The sequence below is a fragment of the Xanthomonas campestris pv. phormiicola genome, from assembly GCA_025666215.1.
Classification (GTDB): Bacteria; Pseudomonadota; Gammaproteobacteria; order Xanthomonadales; family Xanthomonadaceae; genus Xanthomonas_A; species Xanthomonas_A campestris_A.
Genome location: CP102593.1, coordinates 2,904,574 through 2,930,307 on the forward strand (window position 1 = coordinate 2,904,574; position 25,734 = coordinate 2,930,307).

18 protein-coding genes are annotated in these 25,734 nt (G+C 69.0%); 2 read left to right on the forward strand and 16 right to left on the reverse strand.

The window, feature by feature from the left end; genetic code table 11:
- Positions 1–16 precede the first annotated feature (16 nt).
- Together NRY95_11985 and NRY95_11990 are read left to right on the forward strand one after the other, a co-directional pair.
- Positions 17–1,702 carry a long-chain fatty acid--CoA ligase gene (locus NRY95_11985; GenBank protein UYC14474.1) on the forward strand — a complete coding sequence of 562 codons (1,686 nt, stop codon included), beginning with the start codon at positions 17–19 and terminating at the stop codon, positions 1,700–1,702.
- A gap of 252 nt (positions 1,703–1,954) precedes the next feature.
- Entirely contained in the window at positions 1,955–2,830 is an 876-nt protein-coding gene (locus tag NRY95_11990; GenBank protein ID UYC14475.1) for a crotonase/enoyl-CoA hydratase family protein, read from the forward strand.
- Positions 2,831–2,880: 50 nt separating this feature from the next.
- Here the strand turns inward: NRY95_11990 and NRY95_11995 are convergent, their stop codons facing one another.
- The 16 genes from NRY95_11995 to NRY95_12070 all read right to left on the reverse strand — a co-directional run bounded on the left by NRY95_11995 (position 2,881) and on the right by NRY95_12070 (position 25,709).
- Entirely contained in the window at positions 2,881–5,043 is a 2,163-nt protein-coding gene (locus tag NRY95_11995; GenBank protein ID UYC14476.1) for an ATP-binding protein, read from the reverse strand.
- On the reverse strand, positions 5,040–6,182 hold the full coding sequence (locus NRY95_12000) for a two-component system response regulator (GenBank protein ID UYC14477.1): 1,143 nt from the start codon (positions 6,180–6,182) through the stop codon (positions 5,040–5,042). Before NRY95_12000 ends, NRY95_11995 begins: the two co-directional genes overlap by 4 nt.
- Before the next feature lie 169 nt (positions 6,183–6,351).
- Positions 6,352–7,869: a lysine--tRNA ligase gene (gene lysS, locus NRY95_12005; protein ID UYC14478.1), complete on the reverse strand. Its 1,518-nt coding sequence runs from the start codon at positions 7,867–7,869 to the stop codon at positions 6,352–6,354.
- Positions 7,870–7,965: 96 nt separating this feature from the next.
- Positions 7,966–9,091 (reverse strand): peptide chain release factor 2 gene (prfB, locus tag NRY95_12010; GenBank protein UYC14479.1). Its coding sequence is split into 2 segments (ribosomal slippage): positions 7,966–9,015 and positions 9,017–9,091, totalling 1,125 coding nucleotides; the frame shifts between segments, so codons are not numbered across the junction.
- Positions 9,092–9,193: 102 nt separating this feature from the next.
- Positions 9,194–10,090: a LytTR family transcriptional regulator gene (locus tag NRY95_12015; GenBank protein UYC14480.1), complete on the reverse strand. Its 897-nt coding sequence runs from the start codon at positions 10,088–10,090 to the stop codon at positions 9,194–9,196.
- A gap of 51 nt (positions 10,091–10,141) precedes the next feature.
- On the reverse strand, positions 10,142–13,072 hold the full coding sequence (locus tag NRY95_12020; GenBank protein UYC14481.1) for a VIT domain-containing protein: 2,931 nt from the start codon (positions 13,070–13,072) through the stop codon (positions 10,142–10,144).
- A gap of 265 nt (positions 13,073–13,337) precedes the next feature.
- Positions 13,338–15,068 (reverse strand): single-stranded-DNA-specific exonuclease RecJ, encoded by a 1,731-nt coding sequence (recJ, locus tag NRY95_12025; GenBank protein UYC14482.1) that lies wholly within the window; start codon positions 15,066–15,068, stop codon positions 13,338–13,340.
- Positions 15,065–15,985 carry a phosphoglycerate mutase gene (locus NRY95_12030; protein UYC14483.1) on the reverse strand — a complete coding sequence of 307 codons (921 nt, stop codon included), beginning with the start codon at positions 15,983–15,985 and terminating at the stop codon, positions 15,065–15,067. The genes recJ and NRY95_12030 overlap by 4 nt, the downstream gene beginning before the upstream one ends.
- Positions 15,986–15,989: 4 nt before the next feature.
- Complete coding sequence (gene greA / locus NRY95_12035) at positions 15,990–16,454, reverse strand: transcription elongation factor GreA (protein ID UYC18575.1); 465 nt, start codon at positions 16,452–16,454, stop codon at positions 15,990–15,992.
- An 8-nt stretch (positions 16,455–16,462) separates the two neighbouring features.
- A complete protein-coding gene (gene carB, locus NRY95_12040) occupies positions 16,463–19,705 on the reverse strand; it encodes a carbamoyl-phosphate synthase large subunit (protein ID UYC14484.1) in 3,243 nt (1,080 codons plus the stop codon).
- 1 nt (position 19,706) lies between these two features.
- Positions 19,707–20,066 (reverse strand): four helix bundle protein, encoded by a 360-nt coding sequence (locus NRY95_12045; GenBank protein UYC14485.1) that lies wholly within the window; start codon positions 20,064–20,066, stop codon positions 19,707–19,709.
- 41 nt (positions 20,067–20,107) lie between these two features.
- Positions 20,108–21,262 carry a glutamine-hydrolyzing carbamoyl-phosphate synthase small subunit gene (gene carA, locus NRY95_12050; GenBank protein UYC14486.1) on the reverse strand — a complete coding sequence of 385 codons (1,155 nt, stop codon included), beginning with the start codon at positions 21,260–21,262 and terminating at the stop codon, positions 20,108–20,110.
- A gap of 161 nt (positions 21,263–21,423) precedes the next feature.
- Entirely contained in the window at positions 21,424–22,140 is a 717-nt protein-coding gene (dapB, locus tag NRY95_12055; protein ID UYC14487.1) for a 4-hydroxy-tetrahydrodipicolinate reductase, read from the reverse strand.
- 258 nt (positions 22,141–22,398) lie between these two features.
- Positions 22,399–23,109 (reverse strand): MOSC domain-containing protein, encoded by a 711-nt coding sequence (locus tag NRY95_12060; GenBank protein UYC14488.1) that lies wholly within the window; start codon positions 23,107–23,109, stop codon positions 22,399–22,401.
- Positions 23,110–23,131: 22 nt separating this feature from the next.
- Complete coding sequence (locus NRY95_12065) at positions 23,132–24,334, reverse strand: PLP-dependent aminotransferase family protein (protein ID UYC14489.1); 1,203 nt, start codon at positions 24,332–24,334, stop codon at positions 23,132–23,134.
- A 346-nt stretch (positions 24,335–24,680) separates the two neighbouring features.
- On the reverse strand, positions 24,681–25,709 hold the full coding sequence (locus NRY95_12070; protein ID UYC14490.1) for a hypothetical protein: 1,029 nt from the start codon (positions 25,707–25,709) through the stop codon (positions 24,681–24,683).
- Positions 25,710–25,734 lie beyond the last annotated feature (25 nt).

Genomic DNA, 25,734 nt, shown 5'->3' on the forward strand with positions numbered 1-25,734 from the left:
CACGAGGGGGGAGTACATGAGTCAGGAACGTCCGTGGTTGCAGAGTTATCCGGCCAGCATTCCCGCCGAGATCGATGTCAACGAGTATCGGTCCGTCGCCGCCGTCTTCGAAACCTCCGTCGCCAAGTTCGGCGACCGTCCGGCCTACTGCAACTTCGGCAAGACCCTGACCTACCGCGAGGCCGGCGAACTGGCCCGGCACTTCGCCGCCTACCTGCTGGGCGAGCTGCAGCTCAAGAAGGGCGACCGCGTCGCGCTGATGATGCCCAACTGCCTGCAGTACCCGATCGCCACCTTCGGCGTGCTGCTGGCCGGCATGACCGTGGTCAACGTCAATCCGCTGTACACGCCGCGCGAACTGCGCCACCAGTTGGTCGACTCCGGCGCCAGCGCGATCGTGGTGATCGACAACTTCGGCAAGACCGTGCAGGAAGTGCTGGCCGACACGCAGCTCAAGCAGGTCATCACCACCGGCCTGGGCGACATGCTCGGCTTCCCGAAGGGCCCGCTGGTCAACTTCGTGCTGAAGTACGTCAAGAAGCTGGTCCCCGACTACGACATCCCCAACGCGGTGCGCTTCCGCGACACGCTGACCCTGGGCCGCCTGCACACGCTGCCACAGCTGGACATCGAGCCGGACGACATCGCCTTCCTGCAGTACACCGGCGGCACCACCGGGGTGGCCAAGGGCGCGATGCTGACCCACCGCAACCTGGTCGCCAACATGCTGCAGGCCGGCGCCTGGATCGCGGCGACCGGCAAGCTGGAGGAAGGCAAGGAAGTCATCATCACCGCGCTGCCGCTGTACCACATCTTCGCGCTGACCGCAAACGGCCTGGTGTTCATGAAGCTCGGCGGCCTCAACCACCTGATCAGCAATCCGCGCGACATGCCCGGCTTCGTCAAGGAGCTGCGGAAGACCCGCTTCACCGCCTTCACCGGGGTCAACACACTGTTCAACGGCCTGCTCAACACGCCCGGCTTCGACAAGGTGGATTTCTCGACGCTGAAGTTCACCCTGGGCGGCGGCATGGCGGTGCAGCGCGCCGTGGCCGAGCGCTGGAAGCAGGTGACCGGGGTGACCCTGGTCGAGGCCTACGGCCTGACCGAGACCTCGCCCGCCGCCTGCATCAACCCGCTGACGCTGAAGGAATACAACGGCGCCATCGGCCTGCCGATCCCGTCCACCGACGCCTGCGTCAAGGACGACCAGGGCCAGACCATGGCGCCCGGCGAGGTCGGCGAGCTGTGCATCAAGGGTCCGCAGGTGATGAAGGGCTACTGGCGCCGTCCCGAGGAAACCGCCGGCGCCATCGATGCCGACGGCTGGCTGCACACCGGCGACATGGCGCGGATGGATCCGCAGGGCTTCTTCTACATCGTCGACCGCAAGAAGGACATGATCCTGGTCTCCGGCTTCAATGTGTACCCGAACGAGGTCGAGGACGTGATCGCGATGATGCCCGGCGTGCTGGAAGTGGCCGCGGTCGGGGTGCCGGACGAGAAGTCCGGCGAAGTGGTCAAGGTGGTCATCGTCAGGAAGGACCCCAACCTCACCGCCGAGGACGTCAAGGCCCACGCCCGCGCCAACCTGACCGGCTACAAGCATCCGCGCATCGTCGAGTTCCGCAAGGAACTGCCCAAGACCAACGTCGGCAAGATCCTGCGGCGGGAATTGCGCGACAGCCAACCGGCGGCCTAGGTCGCCGCTGGCGTGGACTCCGCGTCCACGCCGCCCGGGCAAGGGAAGGCACGCCACACCCTGCCCTCCACTTCGCGGCCCCTGCCGCCAAGCCGCGTGGCTGCAGCCAGCCACGCGCGCCGGCAGACGCGAATTTCTCCGTCTGCGTTGCCCTCAGTCCTCTGTTTGCGTAGGTGTAGCATCGGCTCGCGCGCCGCTTCCCGGCCACTGCGCACGCCGTTTCGCCGCCAACCAAAACACCGAGGAAATCCCATGAACGTTGACAAACGCTTCTTCAACCCGAGCTTCCCCACCATCCGCGTCGAGTCGAGCGTGGATGGCAATGCGCATTGGATGTTCATGCACAACGACGCGGCCATCGGCTCGCGCCCGTGCTTCAGGGACGACCTGCTCGACGACATGTGGGGCTTTACCGATGCGATCACACTGAGCGGCGGCAACGCGCTGCAGCGCGGGCAACTGCGGCACTTCGTATTGGCTTCGGATGCGAACGTGTTCAACCTCGGCGGAGACCTGGAGCTGTTTACCCAGCTCATTCGCCTGCGCGACAGGGACAGCTTGCTCGCCTACGCCAAGCGCTGCGTGGAAGGCGTGCATACCCTGCATACCGGCCTCGGCGGCGACGTACGGACCATCGCGTTGCTGCAGGGCGATGCCCTGGGCGGAGGCCTGGAGATGGCGTTGGCATGCCACACCATCGTGGCGGAGGAAGGCGTCGGCATGGGCTTGCCGGAGGTGATGTTCGGCCTGTTCCCAGGCATGGGCGCCTATTCCTTCCTGTGCCAGCGCGTATCGCCGCAACTGGCGGAGAAGATCATTCTGGAAGGAACGGTCTACAGCAGCGAGCAGATGCACGCACTCGGCGTGGTCGACATCCTGGTCCCCAGGGGCGAGGGAAAGGCGGCGGTCGAGGAGCTGATCCGCCTGCAGCAGCGCAGCAAGCTGTCCTATCTCGCGATGAACGCGGCACGTCGCATTTCCCAACAGGTGTCGTTGCAGGAACTGATGGCCATCACCGAAGTCTGGGTAGACACGGCGCTTGCGCTAGACGACAAGTCGCTACGCATGATGGACCGATTGGTGCGGGCGCAGACGCGGCGCGCGCACAACGTCGCCGCGCTCGCCTAGAAGACGCAGACCGGAGGAGGCCCGGGCCCGGCGGCATGCCGGGCTTTCCCTCAGCGCAGCTCGTTGCCGTCCTGCTGGCTGCTTTGCAGCGCCCGCAGGTCCAGCGCTTCCCTGCCCTCGGTCAGGCTGGCATTGAGCGTGGCCAGGCATTGCCGCCATTCGCTGCGCATCTGCCAATCCGCCATCCGCATCAGTTCGCCGCCAAGGTTGGCCATCTTCACCAGCCCCAGGTTGCTCGCCACGCCCTTTACCGCGTGCGCATGTTCGCGCAACCGCTCCCAATTCTCGGACTCGCCCGCCACCTGCATTCCGCCCAGGCAGCCATCGGCATCGTTGAGGCACTGGGAAATGAATTCCCGCTCGAATCCTTCGCCCATGCCCAGACCGGCCAGTTCGTCGAGCACGGACGAATCCAGCACACCCTCCTTGGCAAACCGCGATTGCGGTTCGGTCGGGCGCAACCTGCCGTCCGTGGCGATATCCGTCAGCGTGTCCAGCAGCCGCGAGGCCACTACCGGCTTGGCCAGGAACCTATGTGCGCCAGCCTGTTCGCAGCGGTGAATCGACTCCGGCGTGACGTCCGCGCTGAGCACCACGACCGGCGTGCGCGAGCGGCCGGCCTGCATGATCCGCAAGTGCTTGAGCATGTCCAGGCCGCTCATCCCCGGCATGTGCAGATCGACGATGACGGCATCGAAATCGGTTTCGGCAAGCGCATCGAGCACCGCTTCCGCGCCATCGAGACAGATCGCGCGATGGCCGGCCTTCTGCAGCAGGCGCTGCAGCACCATGCGGTTGGCCGCATGATCGTCGGCGACCAGGATGCGCATGCTGCGCACCCGCGCACGATGGCGCAGGAACGGATCCGTGAACGCGATGATGTTGCCGCTCGGCGACGGCTCTTCTTCGCTTGCGCCATCCCGAGCGTTGCTGGACAGCGGCGCGGCGGCGGCCGCGGCCTCGAACGGCAGCTCGAACCAGAAACGGCTCCCGCGCGGAGGACTCTCCTGGTAGCCTATGCTGCCGCCCATCGCTTCGACCAGGCCCTTGGCGATCGTGGTTCCCAGGCCGGTGCCTTCGTAGCGCCGGGACAGGCCCACGTCTGCCTGCTCGAAGGCCTCGAACAGGCGCGGGCGCATCGCGGGCGGCACGCCGATCCCCGTGTCGACGATGTCGAAACTCAACCGGAACGGCTCGCCGGCGTCGTTGCGCTGTATCCGGACATGGATGTCCACCCGCCCCATGTTGGTGAACTTGATCGCGTTGCCGGCCAGATTCAACAGGATCTGCCGCAGGTGCCCCGAATCGCCACGCACATGGTCTGGCACATCGGCCGCGACCTCCAGGTGATAGCCCAGCGCCTTGGCGCGCGCCTGCGGCTGCAGGATCAAGCCGATCTGCGCCAGCGTGTCGCGCAACGAGAAATCGTGTTTCTCGGTGCGGATCTTGCCCGCCTCGATGGCAGAAATATCCAGCACCTCTTCCACCAGGGACAGCAGACTGCGCGCGGACGCCTGGATGGTGCCGACGCACTCGCGCTGTTCCGCGTCCAGCTTGGTGGTGGCCAGGACTTCGGTCATGCCGGACAACCCGTTCAACGGGGTCCGGAACTCATGGCTCATGTTGGCAAGGAATCGGCTCTTGGCTTCGCTGGCGCGCCGCGCCTCCGCAGTCGCCTGGGTCAACTGCCGCAGCAGCCCCGACAGATACATGGGAATGGCCATCAGACCGGCCCACAGCCCGGCGCTCAGCGTGATGTTCTCGCGCCAGTAGCCATTGAGCAGGACCACGCAACCGAAACTGATGCAGGCGGACACCACGGCGCCGATCAGATAGCGGTTTCCGTAGCGAAGGCCATTGCCGACCGTGACCCACATGATGATGACGTAAAGCCAGGCCAGCGGTTCTCCCTGCAGGATCATCGCCACCGTCATCAGGCCATAGTCGGTCACCATGCCGATGACGCGCCGAACGTTCGACTTGCCTGGCCGCGCCAGAATCGCGGCGAACAGCGCCAGACCGACAAAGACGCCGACGCCACTCATCAGCACCGATGTCAGGTACACCTCGGGCGCGAGCTGACCCAGCTTTTCGGCGATCGTCATGCAGACGATGATGCACAGGAAGATGCCGACCCGGATCAGCGTCTGCCCGTGTTCGGTGTCCGTGCGTTGTCGCAAGCGGGCCCTGATCCATTCCAGCAGCGGTTTCACAGCGCGACCCCCGGCCGGACCGACGCGCTCGAGAACTTTTCGCAGATCAGATGCAACTGCTCGCGCCCGCGGAACAGCGCGTCCACGCAGCGCGGGTCGAACAGGCGGCCGCGTTGCGCGTAGAGATAGGCGAGGGTCGCATCCATGGTCCAGGCTTCCTTGTAGGGACGCGGCGAGATCAGCGCGTCGAAGACGTCGGCGACCGCCACGATCCGCGCCTCCAGCGGGATCGCTTCGCCGACCAGTCCGTCGGGGTATCCGCTGCCATCGTAACGCTCATGGTGGCGCAGCGCGATCAGCGCGCCGACCTGGATGAAGCGGTTCTGGCTGCCGCTGAGCAGTTCGTAGCCGATGCGCGGGTGCATGCGCATCACCGCCATCTCTTCCTCGTTGAGCTTGCCGGGCTTGAGCAGCACGGCATCGGGAATGGCGATCTTGCCCATGTCGTGCAGGCTGGCGGCCATCTCGATGACCCGCACCTCGTCCTCGGACAGGCCCAGCTGCTCGGCGATCAGGCCGGCCACGTGCGCCATGCGCTCCAGGTAGGCGCTGGTCCCGGCATCGCGGTACTCGATCGCCCGCGCCAGCCGCGACAGCGTCTCGCGCTCGCGTTCCTCGACCTCGCGCATGCTCGCCAGCAGGCGCTGTTCCAGCGACATCGCGCGCTGCTTGATGTTCTCGCTCTGCAGCCGCAGCTGCAGCAGGTTGTGGCAACGCGCGCGCAGTTCGCGCGGGCGGATCGGCTTGACCAGGAAGTCGATGATCCCGGCTTCCAGCGCGGCCTGGCGGATCGGCTCGTCGCCGACCACGGTGATCAGGATGATCGGAATGTCGCGGTGCTTGGGCAGGCGCCGCAGCCGTCGCGCGAATTCCAGCCCGTCCATGCCGGGCATGCGGTAGTCGAGCAGCAACAGGTCGACCTTGCCGGCCTCGCACCAGGCCAGCGCGGCCTGCGAGTCGCCGAAGTCGCGCACGGTGAGTTCCGGGGCGATGTCCTCGATCACGTGGCGCAACATCGTGCGCGCGGACGTCTGATCATCGACGATGACGATGTTCAAACGATTGTCCGCCCCCTGCGCCCAGTCTGGGCGCTCGCTGCTGGAGGATAGTCCGGACAGACTCATGCTGGCATCTTGCATCTGCGATCCTCTCGCCCACGGGCCTCGGGCTGTTGAGACAACAACGGGAAACGCTCCGGCGCCGGCCGCGCCGACCCAACCGCCTCACTTCCGCTTGCTTGCCTACCGCTTGCTTGCCGACGCCCGATACGAGAACCCCACGCCAAGGCCACCGCCGCCTTCGGCTAGATTAAGCCTCCGGACGCATATACGGGAACAGCAGCACGTCACGGATCGAATTGCTGCCGGTCAGCAACATTACCAGCCGATCGATGCCGATGCCCAGGCCGCCGGTGGGCGGCAGGCCGATCTCCAGGGCCCGGATGTAGTCGGCATCGAAGTGCATGGCCTCGTCGTCGCCGCCCTCCTTCGCCGCCACCTGGGCCTGGAAGCGGGCCGCCTGGTCTTCCGGATCGTTGAGCTCGGAGAAGCCGTTGGCGATCTCCTTGCCGTTGATGAACAGCTCGAAACGGTCGGTATAGCCCGGTTCGGTGTCGCTGGAACGGGCCAGCGGCGACACCTCGACCGGGTGGTCGGTGATGAAGGTCGGCTGGATCAGGGTGTGCTCGACGGTGGCCTCGAAGATCTCCAGCAGCAGCTTGCCCCAGCCGTAGGACGGCTTGGTGCGGATCTTCAGCCGCTCGCAGTGGCGCAGCAGCGCGTCGCGGTCGGTGCAGTCGGCGGCGCTGATCTGCGGGTTGTGGTGGCGCACCGCCTCGTCCATGCGCCAGCGGCGGAACGCCGGGGCCAGGTCGATGTCGGCGCCGTCCCAGTGCACCTGGGTGGTGCCGAGCACCTCCTGGGCCACGTCGCGGATCACACTCTCGGTCAGGTCCATCACCTCGTGGTACGTGGCGTAGGCCTCGTACAGCTCCATCATGGTGAATTCGGGATTATGCCGGGTGCTGACCCCTTCGTTGCGGAAATTGCGGTTGATCTCGTAGACCCGTTCCAGGCCGCCGACCACCAGCCGCTTCAGGTACAGCTCCGGCGCCACGCGCAGGTACAGGTCCAGGTCCAGCGCGTTGTGGTGGGTGGTGAACGGCTTGGCGGTGGCGCCACCGGGGATGTAATGCATCATCGGCGTCTCCACTTCCAGGAAGCGGCGCGCGTCCAGCCAGGCGCGCATCGCGCGGATGATCTTGGAGCGCTTGACGAACACCTCGCGCGCCTCCGGCGACACGATCAGGTCCACGTAGCGCTGGCGGTAGCGCTGCTCCACGTCGGACAGGCCGTGCCACTTGTCCGGCAGCGGACGCAGCGCCTTGGTCAGCAGCCGCAGCGCGCTGGCCCGGACCGACAGCTCGCCGGTCTTGGTGCGGGTCAGGCCGCCTTCCACGCCGATGATGTCGCCGATGTCCCAGCCCTTGAACGCGTCGTAGGCCGGGCCCAGCGCATTGGCCTGCAGGAACAGCTGGATGCGCCCGGACTCGTCCTGCAGCTGCACGAAGCTGGCCTTGCCCATCACCCGCTTGGCCAGCAGGCGCCCGGCCAGGCGCAGGCTGCGGCCCTCGGCCTCCAGCGCCTCGGCGCTCCAGCGCTCGGCGTCGGCGAACTCGGCCTGCAGGTCGCCGGCGTAATCGTTGCGGCGGAAATCGTTCGGATAGGCCACGCCCTGCGCGCGCAACGCTCCCAGCTTGGCGCGGCGTTCGGCGATGAGGCCGTTCTCGTCGACGGGAAGGGACGGCGCGGGGGTCTGCTCGGTCATGGGAATGGGTACGCGGAGAAGAAGGGAGAGGATGCAGCAGATGCGGGGGCTGCGGGGCGGAGCCGGCCCCCGCCGCGGCGGGCGCAGGCCGCCGGTTCAGGCGTCGCTGCGTTTGGCGCCGACTTCCAGGCCGGACTTGAGGCTGGCCTCGACGAATTCGTCCAGGTCGCCGTCGAGCACCTTCTGCGTGTCGGTGCGCTCGATGCCGGTGCGCAGGTCCTTGATCCGGCTCTGGTCGAGCACGTAGTTGCGGATCTGGCTGCCCCAGCCGATGTCCGACTTGGTCGCCTCGACCGCATCGCGCTCGGCGTTGCGCTTCTGGATCTCCAGTTCGTACAGCTTGGCGGCGAGCATCTTCATCGCGTTGTCGCGGTTCTGGTGCTGGCTGCGCCCGGTCTGGCAGGCGACCACGATGCCGGTCGGCACGTGGGTGATGCGCACCGCCGACTCGGTCTTGTTGACGTGCTGGCCGCCGGCGCCGGAGGAGCGGTAGACGTCGGTCTTCAGGTCGGCCGGGTTGATGTCGATGTCGATGTTGTCGTCCACCTCCGGCGACACGAACACCGAGGTGAAGCTGGTGTGGCGGCGGTTGTCCGAGTCGAACGGCGACTTGCGCACCAGCCGGTGCACGCCGGTCTCGGTCTTCAGCCAGCCGTAGGCGAAATCGCCTTCCACGCGCAGCGTGGCCGACTTGATCCCGGCCACTTCGCCACCGGAGACTTCCATCAGCTCGGTCTTCCAGCCGCGCGACTCGCACCAGCGCAGGTACATGCGCAGCAGGATTTCGGCCCAGTCCTGGGCCTCGGTGCCGCCGGCCCCGGCCTGGATGTCGACGAACGCATTGCTGGCGTCCATCTGTCCGGAGAACATGCGCTGGAATTCCAGCTTCTCCACGTGCGCCTGGAAGCGTTCGACGTCGGCGACCACCGCCAGCGCGGTGTCCTCGTCGTCCTCGCTCTCGGCCAGCTCCAGGAATTCCAGCGCCTCGTTCAGCCCGTCGAGCACGCTGGCGATGCCGCCGACGGTCTTCTCCAGGTTGGCGCGTTCGCGGCCCAGGCCCTGGGCGCGCTCGGGGTCGTTCCAGACGTCGGGGCTTTCGAGCTCCCGGGTCACTTCCTCCAGGCGTTCTTTCTTGACGTCGTAGTCAAAGAAACCCCCGGAGCGACAGCACCCGATCGGACAGATCGGCGATGCGGTGGCGGATGGGATTGAGTTCGATCATGGCGGCATTCCGGCAAACGGCAAACAAGAGCGCGATTCTAGCAATTCCGGCCGCCGCGCCACAGCGCGCGCGCTGCCGCGCCCGGGCCGGGCAGCACCTCGCTCACTCGGCGATCGCCGCTTCGCCCTCCCCGGCCGCCGTGCGCAGGGCGGCGCGGTAGCGGCGGCTGCACGGCACATGGCTGCCGTCGCGCAGGTGCACGCGCGCCTCGCCGGCCTCCAGCGGCTCGATCGAGACCACGCAACCCAGGTTGACGATGTAGCTGCGGTGGATGCGCACGAACACCGCCGGGTCGAGCCTGGCCTCGATCGCGGCCATGGTGCTGCGCAGCGGATAGTCGTGGCCGCGCACGCGCAGGTTGACGTAGTTGCCCGAGGCCTGCAGCCATTCGATGTCGGCGGCGGCGACCAGGAACTCGCGGCCGAGCTTGCGCACCAGGAACCGCTCCGGGCGCTCCAGCGACTCCACCGGCGGGCCTTCGTCGGGCGCGCCGAGCAGGGCCGCCTCGCCCTGCCAGCGGCGCAGCAGGAAGCGGTACATCTCCACGCACAGCAGCATCGAGGCCAGGCTGCGCACGTCCTTCAGGTATTCGTAGGCCAGCCCCTGCGGCCACGGGCCGAAGTCGTAGTGCTGGCCCTGCAGCCGGTACACCACGCTGCGGATCGCGACCATGCCCAGCACGTGCAGCACCGACAGCGCGACGCTGCCCAGCAGATAGGCCGGCAGCCGCTGCCGCCAGTTGTCCCAATGCAGCGGATAGCGCCGGGTCAGCAGCACCAGCAGCGGCACGATCAGCAGCAACACCAGATTGCTGGACCATTCCCACAGCGCCGGCTCCCAGGCGGCGAAGTGCAGCCCGCTGCGGCGGATGTCCATCAACACGGTAATGCTGTTGGCGCTGCCGTTGACCAGGGTCAGCGCGACCCAGAAGCCGATCTCGAAGCTGCGGCGCCACGGCAGGAAACGGGCGTAGACGCTGGTGGCGGGCGATCCGGACATGGCGCATTTTAGCGCGCCGGCCACTCGGCAATGGCCGGCGCGCGGACGGCCTCAGCGCACCTCGAACTCGCCGACCAGGATCGTCTCCTTCGCGTCCTTCAGCCGCAGCGTCACCTGCTGGTCGCGCTGCGTGGCGCTGCCCCAGCCGGTGCTCAGCTGCAGGTGCAAGGTGGTGGCGCCGGTGACCAGCGGCTGGCGGTCGCCGAAGAAGTTCGCCTCCACCTTGTACTTGCCCGGCTTGGCGCGGCGCAGCGAGAACTCTTCCGGCCCGTAGCCGCCGGTGAAGTCCTGCGACAGCTGCCCGCCCTGGTAGGTCGAGCGGTGCGCGTAGTAGCAGCGCTCGCCGTTGGGATCGGTCACCCACAGGTCCATGTCGCTGTTGTCGCTGTCCCAGTTCAGCACCACGCGCAGGTCCAGCGGCAGGTTGCGCTGCAGGCGCGGGTCGATGAAGGCGGTCTGCAATGGCCGCTGCGAGCGCGCCACGATCGCGTTCAATTCGTTCAAGGCGATCAGCGCCACGCCGTCGAAGCGGGGATCCCAGTCGCGTGCGACCACCTGGTACAACTGTTCGATCGCGGCCTGCGCGTCGCCGCCCGCGGCATAGGCCAGGCCCAGGTCGCGGAAGCTCTGCGGCTCTTCCTCGCCCAGCCGCAGCACCTGCTCGAACACCGGCACCGCCAGGTCCGCCCTGCCCGCCTGCAGCAACCGGTAGCCGAGCACGCGCAGCACATGGCGGTTCTCCAGCTGCAGTTCGGCCAGGTTCGACAGCACGCGCAACGCCAGTTCGCGCTGGCCGCGTTCGAACAGCACGTCGGCCACGTCCAGGTAGAACGCCACGCTGTCGGCGTGCGCGGCGCGCTCGCCCAGGTACAGCGGATAGACCGCCTCCGGCGCGGCGGCACGCAGGCGCCGGGCATACGGCGAATCAGGCTGCCAGGGCTGCAATGCCAGGGAAATCGCGGTGGACGCAGGCGCGCCGGCACGCGCATCGGCGTTCGTCGCAGCGCCGTCCGCTGCCGCGACCGCACCGCTGACGGCCACCGCATCCAGCGCAGCAGGCTCTGCCGCCGGCATCGGCGCGGCGGGTGCAGGCGGCGGCGCCATGGCCATCGCCGGTGCGGGCCGGGAAACGCCGTCGCGCCGCTCCCGACTGGCGTCGCCCACCCCGCCTTGCGGCTTGGCCTGCGGCGGTGCGTTCTTCGGGAACGTGCGCTGCCACCAGGCGATGCGCTGCGCGAAATCCTCGGCGACGCGATCGATGCGCTGCTTGCGCTGTTCGCCCTGCTCCTGCTGGCGTTGCGCCTGCGCGCGTGCGACCGCCTCGCGCAGCGCCGGTGGCGGCGCGATGGCGTAGCGCACGTAGTCGTCGACGTTCTCCAGCACCAGCAGCGAGGTCTCGGCGCTGACCAGGCCGAAGCGGCTGGCCAGTTGCTGGCGGCGCGCGGCGTCGCCCACCGGATCGGCGGCCAGGCGGCGCAGCATGGCCCGCGCCCAGGCACCGGGCACCAGATCGCCAGGCACTTCGCTGGCGTCGCGCAACGGGAGACGCAGGCGGCGCATGCTGGCGGCGGTGGCGATCTCCAGCTGCAGCGTCGCATCGCCGCCGAGCAGGCGCCCGGCGATGCGCAGATAGCCGTCGTCGGCGTAGCGCGAATCGGCGACCAGATCGGCGACGCCCTCGCCCTGCAACGCCACCAGTTCGCCGCCGCGCTGCAGCAGGCGTTCGCTGGCCTGCTGCACGCCCTGCACGCCCTGCAGCTCGATCAAGCGGCCGCCGCGCGCTTCCGCCGATGCCGCCAGGCGTGCGGCATCGGCATGGGCACCGGCCGAATCGACCGCGTACAGGCGCTGGCCCGGCGCCAGCGCCGGCAAGGCCTGCGCGCCGTAGTTGCCCAGGCCATCGCTGAACAACAGATACTCCTGCACGTCCGCCACCGGCCGCCAATCGCCCAGCGCGCTGGCGCCGTCCGGCTGCAGGCCCTGCAGCATCGCTTTCAACGCGCTCCAGTCGCCGGCGCGCACCTGGAAACGGCGCGGCGCCTCGGCGCGGTCGCGCAGCACGATCAGATCGACCTGCGCATCGCCGAGTGCGGCGAAATAGCGCTGCAGCAGCGCCAGTTCCGCAGCAATGTCGCGCTGCCGCGCCGAACCGGACGCGTCCCACAGCAGGCCGATGCGCTGCGGCAACGGGCGTGCGCTGCGCAGATCGGCGATCGGCACCAGCGCCTGGAAATAGCGTTGGCCGTCGTGGCTGCCGACCGCCACGCGCGGGTCGCTGCTCGCGCGCAACGACAGCGCCAGTTCCTTCGGCAGCTGCGACGGGGTACCCGACCAGTCCGCCGCATAGCCGCCTGGCGTCGGCAGCAGGCGCAGGCCTGCAGGCAACGCCGCGGCCTCGATCGGCGCCGCCTGCGTGCTCAACTCCAGGCGCAGCGCCTGGGCGCTGGCCGCATAGCCCAGCGGCAGCCGCCACTGCCAACCGGCGGCGGTGCGCGGCAGCGACTCGCGATAGACCAGGCGCACGCGGCGACTGCCGTGCGCGGGAATCGGATACAGCCGCAACTGGAACTGGTTGCCGGCGGTCTGCTCGACCAGGCCCGGGTCCACCCCGCGCCGCTCGATCGCCTCGAACACCTGGCGCCCGCGCGCCTTCGGCACCGGCACCGCGTCGCGCATCTGTCCGTCGATGTCCAAGGCGAAGCCGCTGATCTGCTGGCCGTCGCGCAGCGGGAACGCCAGTTGCCCTTCCAGCACGCGCGCATTGGGGTTGAAGAACAGCAGCTCCACCGTGGTTTCGGCCAGGCCGGCCGCGGCATGTGCGCTCACCGTCGCCGAGCGCAGCTCGACCGGGCGCTCGCCGGCATCGGTACGCAACAGCGGCGCCACCAGTTGCCGCTGCGGCGCGGATTGCGCCCAGGCCGGCACGCCGGCAGACAACGACAACACCAGCAAGCACAGGCGTTTGCGCGCGATGGACGGCATGGATCACTCCTTGATGGGACGATACAGCTTGAACGTCCGGTACGGCGCTGCGGGGTTAGCGCGGCTGTTTTCCCTTCTCCCATTGGGAGAAGGTGCCCCGCAGGGGCGGATGAGGGTACGGGCGCCAGCCTCCTGCACTCGAACTCCGCGAGTCGCTTTCGCGCCGCACCCTCACCCCAACCCCTCTCCCGGGGGGAGAGGGGCTATGCACGCCTGGCTGTTCCCCAACCCCTTTCGCGAGGGAAGAGGGGTCAAGAAAGGCGGATCAGCCCGACAGGCTCCGGCAGTGCTCCACCACCAGCTGCACCGCGTCGCCGCCGCGATAGTCGTCGGCGACCAGGCGGTAGGCGATGTGCACGCGGCGGCCGGGTTCGCTGCCGCGCCAACCGTTGAAATGGATCGCGTTCAACGGCTCGCCGCGGCCGGCGCAACGCAGGCTCAGCTTGAGGTGGCGCTCCTTCAGCAGGCGCCACTGCAGCACCTCGAACTCGCCGTCGAACAGCGGTTCGGGGAAGCCCTGCCCCCACGGCCCGGCCAGGCGCAGCGCCTCGGCATGGCGATGGTCCAGCTCGTGCGGATCCAGCGCGCCGTCGCTGAGCAGTTCGGCCTGCAGCAGCGCCGCGTCCAGGCTGGCCAGCGCATGCTCGCGGAACAGCTGTTCGAACTCGGCCAGCGCGGCCTGCGGCAGGCTCAGGCCCGCGGCCATCGCATGGCCGCCGAACTTGTCCATCAATCCGGGCCGGCGCACGTCCACCGCGGCCATCGCGTCGCGGATGTGGAAGCCGGGAATCGAGCGCGCCGAGCCGCGCAACTGGTCGCTGCCCGGCTCGGCCGGGGCGAAGGCGATCACCGGGCGATGCAGGCGGTCCTTCATCTTCGAGGCGACCAGGCCGATCACGCCCGGATGCCAGTCGGCATCGAACAGGCACACCGCCACTGGCGGCTCATCCGGCGCGGCCAGCAGCGCCTGCGCCACGGTGGCCTCGGCGGCGTCGGTCATCTGCTGCTGCACCGCACGGCGCTCGCCGTTGATCTGTTCCAGCGTGGCGGCGATCTCGCGCGCCTGCTGCGGGTCCTCGCACAACAGCAGCTCGATACCCAGCGCCATGTCCTCGAGCCGGCCGGCGGCATTGAGCCGAGGCGCCAGCGCGAAGCCGATGTCGCCGGCGCTGAGCCGCGCCGGGTCGCGGCCGCTGGCTTCGATCAAGGCGCGCAGGCCGATACAGCCGTCGCCGCGCTGCAGGCGGCGCAGCCCGGCCGCCACCAGCGCGCGGTTGTTGGCGTCCAGCGGCACCAGGTCGGCGACGGTGCCGACCGCGACCAGGTCCAGCAGCACCGTCAGGTCCGGCGCCTGCGCCGCGAACGCGCCGCGCTCGCGCAGGTGCCGGCGCAATGCCAGCAGCACATAGAAGATCACGCCGACGCCGGCCAGCATCTTGCTCGGGAACGCGTCGCCGGCCAGGTTCGGATCGACGATCGCATCGGCCGGCGGCAGCACGCTGCCCGGCAGGTGGTGGTCGGTGACCAGCACCTGCCAGCCCAGCGCCTTGGCCGCGGCCACGCCGGCATGGCAGGCGATGCCGTGGTCGACGGTGACCAGCAGATCCGGCTGCAGCGGCGCCAGTTCGGCGACCAGCGCCGGCGACAGGCCGTAGCCGTGCACCATGCGGTTGGGCACCGCATGCAGCACCTGCGCGGCGCCGAGCAGGCGCAGCCCGCGCACCGCGACCGCGCAGGCGGTGGCGCCGTCGCAATCGAAATCGCCGACGACCAGGATCCGCTTGCCGGCAGCGATCGCGGCGGCCAGCAGCGCGACCGCCGCGTCGATGCCGCTCAGCGCATCCGGCGGCAGCAGCTGCGCCAGCTTCGGCTGCGCCAGGCTGGCATCGTGCGCGCCGCGCGCGGTGTAGATGCGGCGCAGCAGCGGCAGCACGCTGTCCGTCCACGGCCCGCCCTCGGCGGCCGGCCGCCGGGTGATGCGCAGCGGCGGACTCATGCGTCCAGGCGCGCCAGCGGCCGCCGCCAGAAGCGCCAACGCTGCTCGCGCTCGATCCGGAAACGCGTGCCGTCCTCGAAATCCAGCAGCAGCTGCCGCAGTTCGCCCAGGCGCAGCGCTTCGAGCAGCGGCTGCATCACCTCGCCGACGAACTGCTCGGGCGCGCGCAGCTGGCGCAGGTCGACCAGCGCATCCACGCGCGGCGCCTGCTCGGCGTCGATCCCGGCGGCCTGGGTCAGCGCGCGCAGCAGCGGCTCGCGGCTGCGCACCTGCGCATGCACGGTGGTGACCGTGGCCGGCAGCGCGCCGCCGCCCCAGAACCACAGCGAGTTGATCGCCGGCTGCCCGCGGGCGACGCGCTCGCGGTTCCACGGATGCTGGTGCAGCAGCACCTGGGTCTCGGTCAGCAGCGCCCGCCAGCGCCGCCCGCCCTCGCCCTGCGGCAGGTGGTCGAACAGGTCGGCGCCGAGCACCTGCGCCGGTGCGGCGAACTCGGGCAGCACGCTGCCCGGGTCCAGTCGCAGATACCAGCGGGTGGGTTCGGCGGCATCCAGCGCCAGGCCGGCCTCGGCGAACACCTCCTGCAGCGACGGCAGCAGCGCGGCCAGGTCGATGGCGTCGATCGCGAGCATGTCGCCATGCGCCATCAGCCGCGCGCCCTGCATGTCCGGCACCACGTAGGCCGGATCGGCGCGCAGCCATACGGCATCGCCGGCATCGCCGGCATCCAGCTGCCGGGTCAGCGCCGCCACCGGCCATTGCCCGGGCGGCAGCGCGAAATGGCGGCGCAGCTGCGCTTCGGAGCCTGGATCCAGACGCTCGCGCTCGGCGCGGCCGAACGCCCGCGCCACCTCGCCGGTCAGCGCGGCAGCGGCCAGGCGCGCGCGCTCCGGCAACAACAAGGTGGCGACCGCCACGGCGTCAGCCGACGTATTCGACGCTGACGATCTCGTACTCGCGACGCCCGGCCGGGGCGTCGATGCTGACACTGTCGCCTTCCAGCTTGCCGATCAGCGCGCGCGCCAGCGGCGAGGAGATCGCGATCAGCCCCAGCTTGATGTCCGCTTCCAGATCGCCGACCAGCTGGTAGCGCTTCTCTTCGTCGTTTTCCACGTCGGCCAGGGTCACGGTCGCGCCGAACACCACCTTGCTGCCGACCGCCAGCTTGCTGACGTCGATGACCTCGGCGTGCGACAGCTCGCTCTCCAGCTGCTTGATGCGGCCTTCGATGAACCCCTGCTGCTCGCGCGCGGCGTGGTACTCGGCGTTTTCCTTGAGGTCGCCGTGCGCGCGCGCCTCGGCGATCGCGGCGATGACTTCGGGCCGCTTGACCGACTTCAACTGGTCGAGTTCTTCGCGCAGACGCTGCGCGCCTTGCATGGTGATCGGGGCTCTCACGCTTCCAGCTCCTTGTGCAGTTCCTGCAGCGCCCAGACCGGACCGGTGCCGCGGAATTCCAATGAATGCACCAGCGCGCGGGCGCCGGCGACGGTGGTCGAATAGGTGACGCGGTGCTGCAGGGCTTCGCGCCGGATCGAGAACGAATCGGAGATCGCCGCGCGGCCCTCGGTGGTGTTGACGATATACACGATTTCGCCGTTCTTGATCAGGTCGACGATATGCGGGCGGCCCTCGGCCACCTTGTTGATCTGGTCGCACTGCAGGCCGTGCTGGCGCAGCCATGCGCAGGTGCCGCTGGTCGCGACCAGGGTGTAGCCGCGCTCGACCAGCGCCTGCGCCACCGGCAGCACGCGCTGCTTGTCCGGGTCGCGGACCGACAGGAACGCCTTGCCCAGCGGCGGCGCCTTGATCCCGCCGGCTTCCTGCGCGCGCGCGAACGCGGCGCCGAAGCTGCGGCCCACGCCCATCACCTCGCCGGTGGAGCGCATCTCCGGGCCGAGGATCGGGTCCACGCCCTGGAACTTGGCGAACGGGAAGATCGCTTCCTTCACCGAGTAGTAGTCGGGCACGATCTCCTTCAGCGCGCCCTGCTCGGCCAGGGTCTTGCCGGCCATGCAGCGCGCGGCGATCTTGGCCAGCGCCATGCCGGTGGCCTTGGACACGAACGGCACCGTGCGCGAGGCGCGCGGGTTCACTTCCAGCAGGAACACGATGTCGTCGCCGGCCTCGTCCACCTGCACCGCGAACTGGGTGTTCATCAGCCCGACCACGTTCAGGCCCTTGGCCAGCATCACCACCTGGCGGCGCAGTTCGGCCTGGGTCTTGGCCGACAGCGAGTACGGCGGCAGCGAGCACGAGGAATCGCCCGAATGCACGCCGGCTTCCTCGATGTGCTCCATCACCCCGCCGATCAGCACCTGGCCGTCCTTGTCGGCAATGATGTCCACGTCCACTTCCACCGCGTTGTCGAGGAAGCGGTCCAGCAGCACCGGCGAATCGTTGGAGACCTTGACCGCGTCGCGCACGTAGCGCGCCAGGTCCGATTCGCCGTAGACGATCTCCATCGCGCGGCCGCCGAGCACGTAGCTCGGGCGCACCACCAGCGGGTAGCCGATCTCGCGCGCCAGCACCAGCGCTTCGTCGGCGTTGCGCGCGATGCGGTTCGGCGGCTGCTTCAGGCCCAGCTTGTCGACCAGCTGCTGGAAGCGCTCGCGGTCCTCGGCCAGGTCGATCGAGTCCGGGCTGGTGCCGATCACCGGCACGCCGTTGGCCTCCAGCGCGCGCGCCAGCTTCAGCGGGGTCTGCCCGCCGTACTGCACGATCACGCCCTTGGGCTGCTCCAGCTCGACGATCTCCAGCACGTCTTCCAGGGTCAGCGGCTCGAAGTACAGGCGGTCGGAGGTGTCGTAGTCGGTGGACACGGTCTCCGGGTTGCAGTTGACCATGATGGTTTCATAGCCATCCTCGCGCAGCGCCAGCGCCGCGTGCACGCAGCAGTAGTCGAACTCGATGCCCTGGCCGATGCGGTTGGGACCGCCGCCGAGGATCATGATCTTGTCGCGGTCGCTGGGCTTGGCCTCGCATTCGTCCTCGTAGGTCGAATACAGGTAGGCGGTGTCGGTGGCGAATTCGGCCGCGCACGAGTCAACCCGCTTGTACACCGGGCGCACCTTGTGCGCGCGGCGCAGCGCGCGCACCGCCGCCTCGTTGGTGCCGCACAGCTCGGCCAGGCGCGCATCGGAGAACCCAGCGCGCTTGAGCGTGCGCAGGCGCGCGGCGTCCAGCGAGCCCAGGCCGTCGGCGGCCAGCTGTTTCTCCTGCGCGATCAGGTCCTCGATCTGGTCCAGGAACCACGGATCGATGAACGACAGCGCATGCACCTGCTCCACGCTCATGCCGGCGCGGAACGCGTCGGCGACGTAGAACAGCCGCTCCGGACCGGGCGCCTTCAGCTCGCGCTTGAGCGCGGCCATGTCGTCCTCGCTGCCCAGGTCCAGCCCGGTCGGGTCGAGCCCGATCTTGCCGGTCTCCAGGCCGCGCAGCGCCTTCTGCAGCGATTCGGAGAAGGTCCGGCCCATCGCCATCACCTCGCCCACCGACTTCATCTGCGTGGTCAGGCGCGCATCGGCCTGCGGGAACTTCTCGAACGCGAAGCGCGGGATCTTGGTCACCACGTAGTCGATCGACGGCTCGAACGAGGCCGGGGTCAGGCCGCCGGTGATCTCGTTCTTCAGTTCGTCCAGGGTGTAGCCGACCGCCAGCTTGGCGGCGACCTTGGCGATCGGGAAGCCGGTGGCCTTGGACGCCAGCGCCGAGGACCGCGACACGCGAGGGTTCATCTCGATGACGACGACGCGGCCGGTCTGCGCGTTGATGCCGAACTGCACGTTGGAGCCGCCGGTGTCCACGCCGATCTTGCGCAGCACCGCGATCGAGGCGTCGCGCAGGCGCTGGTATTCCTTGTCGGTCAGGGTCTGCGCCGGGGCCACGGTGATCGAGTCGCCGGTGTGCACGCCCATCGGGTCCAGGTTCTCGATCGAGCAGACGATGATGCAGTTGTCCGCGGTGTCGCGGACCACTTCCATCTCGAACTCCTTCCAGCCCAGCACCGACTCTTCGACCAGCACTTCGCTGGTCGGCGACAGCTCCAGGCCGCGGCCGACGATCTCGATCAGTTCCTCGCGGTTGTAGGCGATGCCGCCGCCGCTGCCGCCGAGGGTGAAGCTGGGGCGGATGATGGTCGGATAGCCGACCCGGGTCTGGATCTCCAGCGCTTCCTCGAGGGTGTGCGCCACCGCCGCCTTCGGGCATTCCAGGCCGATCTCGGCCATCGCCACGCGGAACAGCTCGCGGTCCTCGGCCATCATGATCGCCTCGCGCTTGGCGCCGATCAGTTCCACGCCGTACTTTTCCAGCACGCCGTGATCGGCCAGGTCCAGCGCGCAGTTCAGCGCGGTCTGCCCGCCCATGGTCGGCAGCAGCGCGTCGGGCTTTTCCTTGGCGATGATCTTCTCGACCGTCTGCCAGTTGATCGGCTCGATGTACACGGCGTCGGCCATGTTCGGGTCGGTCATGATCGTGGCCGGGTTGCTGTTGACCAGCACCACCCGGTAGCCCTCGTCGCGCAGCGCCTTGCACGCCTGCGCGCCGGAGTAGTCGAACTCGCAGGCCTGGCCGATGACGATCGGGCCGGCGCCGATGATGAGGATGGTTTTTAGGTCGGTGCGCTTGGGCATGTCAGCTCCGGGACTCGGGACTTGGGACTCGGGACTCGGATTCGAGCTTCTGCAGCAAGCTGCGATGCAGCTTGTAAAGCATGCGGCCGACCCGGTCACACGTCGATAGGGCTTCTTCGATTGCTGCTGCGTCGCCCAGGGAAAGCTCCAGCGCCAACAGCAATTGCGTTTGCAGTTCGGCGCAGGATCCCTGCGCCATGGAAATGAATCTTGCGTAGTCACGCGCGCCGTAGCGTGCGTTGCCTTCGGCGATGTTAGAAGGAATGGATACGGCGGAACGTTGCAGTTGTGACGTCAAGCCATAACGCTCTTCCCGCGGAAAATCCGCAGTGATTTCGTAAACCTGCTTGGCCAACGTCATCGCCAACTGCCAAACCTCGAGTTCTCGGAAGTGCGAGGGGCTCACTGCACCGAGCTCGAGTCCCGAGTCCCGAGTCCCAAGTCCCGCATCAGCGCGGTGAAGCGGTCGAACAACGGCGCCACATCGCGCGGACCCGGCGAGGCTTCCGGGTGGCCCTGGAAGCTGAAGGCCGGCGCGTCGGTCAGTTCGATGCCCTGGTTGGTGCCGTCGAACAGCGAGCGATGGGTCACCCGCACGTTGGCCGGCAGCGACGCTTCGTCCACCGCGAAGCCGTGGTTCTGCGAGGTGATCATCACCCGGCCGCTGTCCAGGTCCTGCACCGGGTGGTTGGCGCCGTGGTGGCCATGGCCCATCTTCAGGGTCTGCGCGCCGGCGGCCAGCGCCAGCAGCTGGTGGCCCAGGCAGATGCCGAAGGTCGGGATCTTCCTGGCCACGATTTCCTTGATCGCCGCGATCGCGTAGTCGCACGGCGCCGGATCGCCCGGGCCGTTGGACAGGAACACGCCGTCCGGCTGCATCGCCAGCACCTCGGCGGCGGGCGTCTGCGCCGGCACCACGGTGACCTCGCAACCGCGCTCGGCGAGCATGCGCAGGATGTTGAGCTTCACCCCGTAGTCGTAGGCGACGACCTTGTACTTCGGCGCGGCCTGCGCGAACGCGTTGCTGTCCAGGTCGAGCTGGCCGTCGCGCCACGCATAGGCCTTGTCGGTGGACACCACCTTGGCCAGGTCCATGCCCTTGAGCCCGGGGAAGGTGCGCGCCGCTTCCAGCGCGGTGTCCACGTTCACTTCGCCGGCCATCACCGCGCCGTTCTGCGATCCCTTCTCGCGCAGGATGCGGGTCAGCTTGCGGGTGTCGATGCCGGCGATGGCGACCACGCCGCGCTGGATCAGCCAGTCCGGCAGCGACACCTGGCTGCGCCAGCTGCTGGGACGGCGCGGCACGTCGCGCACGATCAGGCCGGCCGACCAGACCTGGGCGGCTTCGTCGTCCTGGTCGGTGCAACCGGTGTTGCCGATATGCGGGTAGGTCAGGGTGACCAGCTGACGGGCGTAGGACGGATCGGTGAGGATCTCCTGATAGCCGGTCATCGCGGTGTTGAACACCACTTCGCCGACGGACAGGCCGGCGGCGCCTACGGATTCGCCCTCGAACACGGTGCCGTCTTCAAGGACAAGGATTGCGGGTTGAGTCACGGGGTTCGCCTTGGGGAGAGAGGAACCCTGCCCCACCAACTTGCGGCTGCAAGAAACCGCGAACTCGGCGCTTCTCCGGGTCCGTGGCGATGGGTAACAGGCGAGCGAGAATTGTACCGACGCGGACCTGTCCGCGCCAGACGTTTATGTGAAAGCGCCGTTCAGCCGAGCAGATCGCGCAGCCGGCAGGCCCCGGGCGCGCGACCCGGCAGGCGCGCGGCGGCATGCAGCGCGCCGCGGGCGAAGATGTCGCGGTTGCTGGCGCGGTGCACCAGTTCCACCCGCTCGCCGAGCCCGGCGAACTGCACCAGGTGCTCGCCGACGATGTCGCCGGCGCGCAGGCTGGCGTAGCGCGGCTGCGCGCCGCCGTGCGCGGCCGCCTCGCCCAGGGTCAGCGCGGTGCCGGACGGCGCATCCTGCTTGTGCACGTGGTGCGATTCGACGATGTCGCAGTCCCAGCCCGGCAGCGCCGCGGCGGCGCGTTCCACCAGCTCGTTCAGCACCGCCACGCCGAGGCTGAAGTTCGACGCCCAGATCAGCGGGATGCTCCGCGCCGCGTCGGCCAGTGCCTGCCGCTGCGCCTCGTCCAGGCCGGTGGTGCCGGACACCAGCGCCGCACCGCGCGCCACGCACAGCGCCAGCACCGGGTCGAAGCCTTGCGGCAGGCTGAAATCGACCGCCACGTCGAACGCCGGCGCGCCATTCAGTTCGGCCGCGGCGAAGTACGGCACCCCGTCGATCACCCGCTGCGCCGGCGCCCGGCGGATCACCGCACCGACCACCTGCAGCGCCGGATCCTGCGCCGCCAGCCGCAACAGCGCCTGGCCCATGCGGCCGGACGCACCATGAATCAACACACGTACGGGGGAAGTCGTCATCGCACAAGGCTAGCGGTTTGTGGCGATGGGCGACAGGGGTGTTGGGCTAGCGGCGTCGACCGGGAGAAACCGCTTCAACCCTGACATCGTCCGCAACCGGTGGGTCCGTCGCTTCGTTCGTCGCGGCTGAAGTCGCTCCCGCAAAGGGCTCGCGGCCAACGCATCCGGGCGCACTGCAGGAGGAGCCTCGGCCCCGACAGCTTCACCAGAAGCCGGAAAGTCGATCGCTCCGTTCGTTGCATTGCCGGCAAGCGCCGGCTATTCGGCCGCCGGCCGTCCCAGCAGACGCTTGTCCCAGCATTCGACTTCGCGCTGGGCCAGGCGCCGTTCGAACAGCACGCGCCAGTTCGGCACCAGCGGCAGCGCCAGCACCTGCTCCAGCAGCGCCGGATCCACCTCGCGCCGGTAGAGCAGCTGGATCAGCCGCGCCAGCGACCAGTCCGGATAGGGCCGCTCGAGCAGGGTCAGGCGATCGCCGGCCGCCACCTCTCCCGGCTGCAGCACGCGGTAGTACCAGCCGGTGCGGCCGCTTTCCTGCACGCGCCGCGCCAGCGTCGCCACGCCGAAACGGTCGGACAGCTTCCAGCACGGCTGCCGCGACTGCGAGACCTCGACCAGCGCCGTGCCCAGCCGCAGCCGGTCGCCCAGGCACAGGTCGGCCTCGGTGGCGCCGTGCGTGCTGAGGTTCTCGCCGAACGCGCCCGGCGCCTCCAGCAAGGCGTGCGCGCCCAGCTCCTGGCGCCAGGCCGTGTAGTGGTCGCGCGGGTAGTGGTGCAGCGCCTTGTCCGGGCCGCCGTGCACGCGGCGGTCGCCCTGCTCGTCCAGCTCCAGGCCTTCGATCCCGATCCGCAATCGCCCGGACAGCGGCCGCTTGGCGATCGCGCTGCGGCTGCCGGGCCGGGTGAACTCCTGCACGCGGCCGACCAGCACCGCATCCACGCCCAGGTCCAATGCCGCAGCCGAGTGCATGCGCCGCCGCCCCGGTGCCGGATCAGGCCGCCGCGCCGCGATGCGCGGCGACTTCGGCCTGCAGCAGTTCGCCGAGGATGCGCACGCCAGCGTCGATGCGTTCTTCCGGCACGGTCACGAACGACAGCCGCAAGGTGTTGCGCTGCGGTTCGACCGCGTAGAACGGCGCGCCCGGCACGAAGGCCACGTTGCGCTCGATCGCCTTGGCCAGCAGCGCGCCGCCATCCATGCCTGCCGGCAACTCGACCCAGATGAACATGCCGCCGGCGGGGCGGTTCCAGCGCACCTGCGCCGGAAAATATTTCTGCAGCGCCACAAGCATCTGCTGGCAGCGGCTCGCGTACAGGCTGCGGATACCGGGGATGTGCGCATCCAGGAAGCCGTCCTGCACCGCCTCGTAGACGATGCGCTGGCTGAACGAGGGCGTGTGCAGGTCCGCCGCCTGCTTGGCCTGCACCAGCTTGGCGTGCACCGCTTCCGGCGCCACCACGAAACCCAGGCGCAGGCCGGGTGCCAGCACCTTGGAGAACGAGCCCATGTAGATCGCGCCCTCCGGATGCATCGACAGCAGGCTCGGCAGCGTGTCGCCGCTGTAGCACAGCTCGCCGTAGGGGTCGTCCTCGACGATCGGCACGCCGGCGGCGGCCGCACGCGCGACCAGCGCCTGGCGCCGGTGCAGCGGCAGGCGCCGCCCGGTCGGGTTCTGGAAGTTCGGCAGGCAGTACATGAAACGCGCGCCGGCCAGTTGCGCGTCGTCCAGCGCATCCACCACCAGCCCGTCGTCGTCCGAGCGCATCGCCGCGAACGCCGGCTGGAACAGCGAGAACGCCTGCAGCGCGCCCAGGTAGCTCGGCGTCTCCACCAGCACCTTGCTGCCTTCGTCGATGAACACCTTGCCGAGCAGGTCCAGGCCCTGCTGCGACCCAGTGGTGATCAGCACCTGGCTCGGGCGGATCGTGACGCCGTCGCGGCTCAGGCGCGCGGCCACCCATTCGCGCAGCGGAAGATAGCCTTCGGTCGGGCCGTATTGCAGCGCAGCGTGGGGCGCCTCGCGCAGGACCTTGTCGCAGGCGTACTGCATGCGCGCCACCGGGAACGTGTCCGGCGACGGCAGCCCGCCGGCGAAGGAGATCACCTCCGGGCGTTCGGTGACCTTGAGGATTTCGCGGATCGCCGAACTGGTCAGCGCCTGCGCACGGCGGGAGAACTGGAAGGAGGTCGTCATGCTTACCAGCATAACGTCAGCATGGACACACTCCACTGTGCGGCGCAGCGCAAGCGACAGCGCCGGTCGGCGATGGACCGGGCCGACCAGGTCGTGCCTGCGCTGGCCCAGGCATAGGTCCGGCAACGTCGACGCACGATGGGGGCGTGGCTACGCGTGGCGGTCCGCAGGAACGGAGCGACCAGGGTGGAGCGCGCCTCGACCAGCGCCGAGCGCTGGTCCGGCGCGATCTCGACGCTGCGGATGGGGTGGCTGCAGCGGCAGAATTCGCTGCGCCGGCCAGCGGACGCCAGTTGGCCCAACACAGGCGTCGTGTCCTTGCTGGCCGCGCAGACCTGGTGTCCGGCTATCGACCCGCTCCGACCACCTGCCCGAACCGCTGACGCTCGGCGCTGGATGCCGATGGGCGCGCGACGGCGGTCGCGAGCGTGGACCTGAGCGCCGGACTCAATTGCACGTCGCCGCTGGCGACGGCATCGAGCGTGGTCATCACCAAGGGGCTGGTGGCGCCACGCGCGATGTAGTTCACCGCCACATCCGCCGCTTCGTCCGGGGCGGAGAGACGGTAGATCTTCTGCACCGCCAGGGCGCGCACCAAGGCGTCGCCATTGCCCGAGGCCAGCGAGTCCATCTGCGCCACCGCGCTACGCCTGAGCGCGTCGGCACCGGGCGAGACGTCGTTCTCGATGGTGCCGATGAAGTTCAGCGCGGCCACCGCGGTGCGCTGATCGGTGCCGCGCGCGTCCAGGGTCGCCAGGGCATCGGCATAGACCTCCCGCGTTGCCTGGCCAGGCAGGTTGAAGTAGGTCTCGTACATTTCCCCGTACAGACCCTTGTCCTTGCTGGCCCAGATCTGGTTGGCCTCGTCGAGCACCAGCGCGCGTCCCTGCGGCGAGGGCACCAGCATGCCGCGCAGCATGTCGCGTTCCATCGCCTGGCTTGCCGGCATGGCCCGGTAGGCCTCGGCCACCGCCTGTCTCGCCTCGGCGCTGCCGTCGACCGACGCCAGCAACCGCGCCGCGAACGCGTCCCGCTCGGCGCGCGACGGCGGCGGGTTGGCGTTCACCCGGGCAAAGAACTCGCGCAGACGGCGCTGGACCTCGCCGGCATTGAACGGTGTTGCCGCATCGGCGGCGCCGTCTTGCATTGGCGCATCTTCGATCGCGGTTTGCGCGGAGCGATGAGGAGTGGCCGCATCGATGGCCATGCCGAGGCGAACCTGGCCGGAGGAGCTTGGCGGCGCGGCGGTCTCGCCTTCGGCGCCAGGCAGGTCCGCGTGCGCACGCTGGCAGGAGTACAGCGCGACGCTGGCGAACAAGCCGCCGACGATCGCCAGCGGCAAGTAGCCGCGACGTAGAGAGATCTTCATTTTCATTGGATTGCCACGAGTCTGGAAAAAC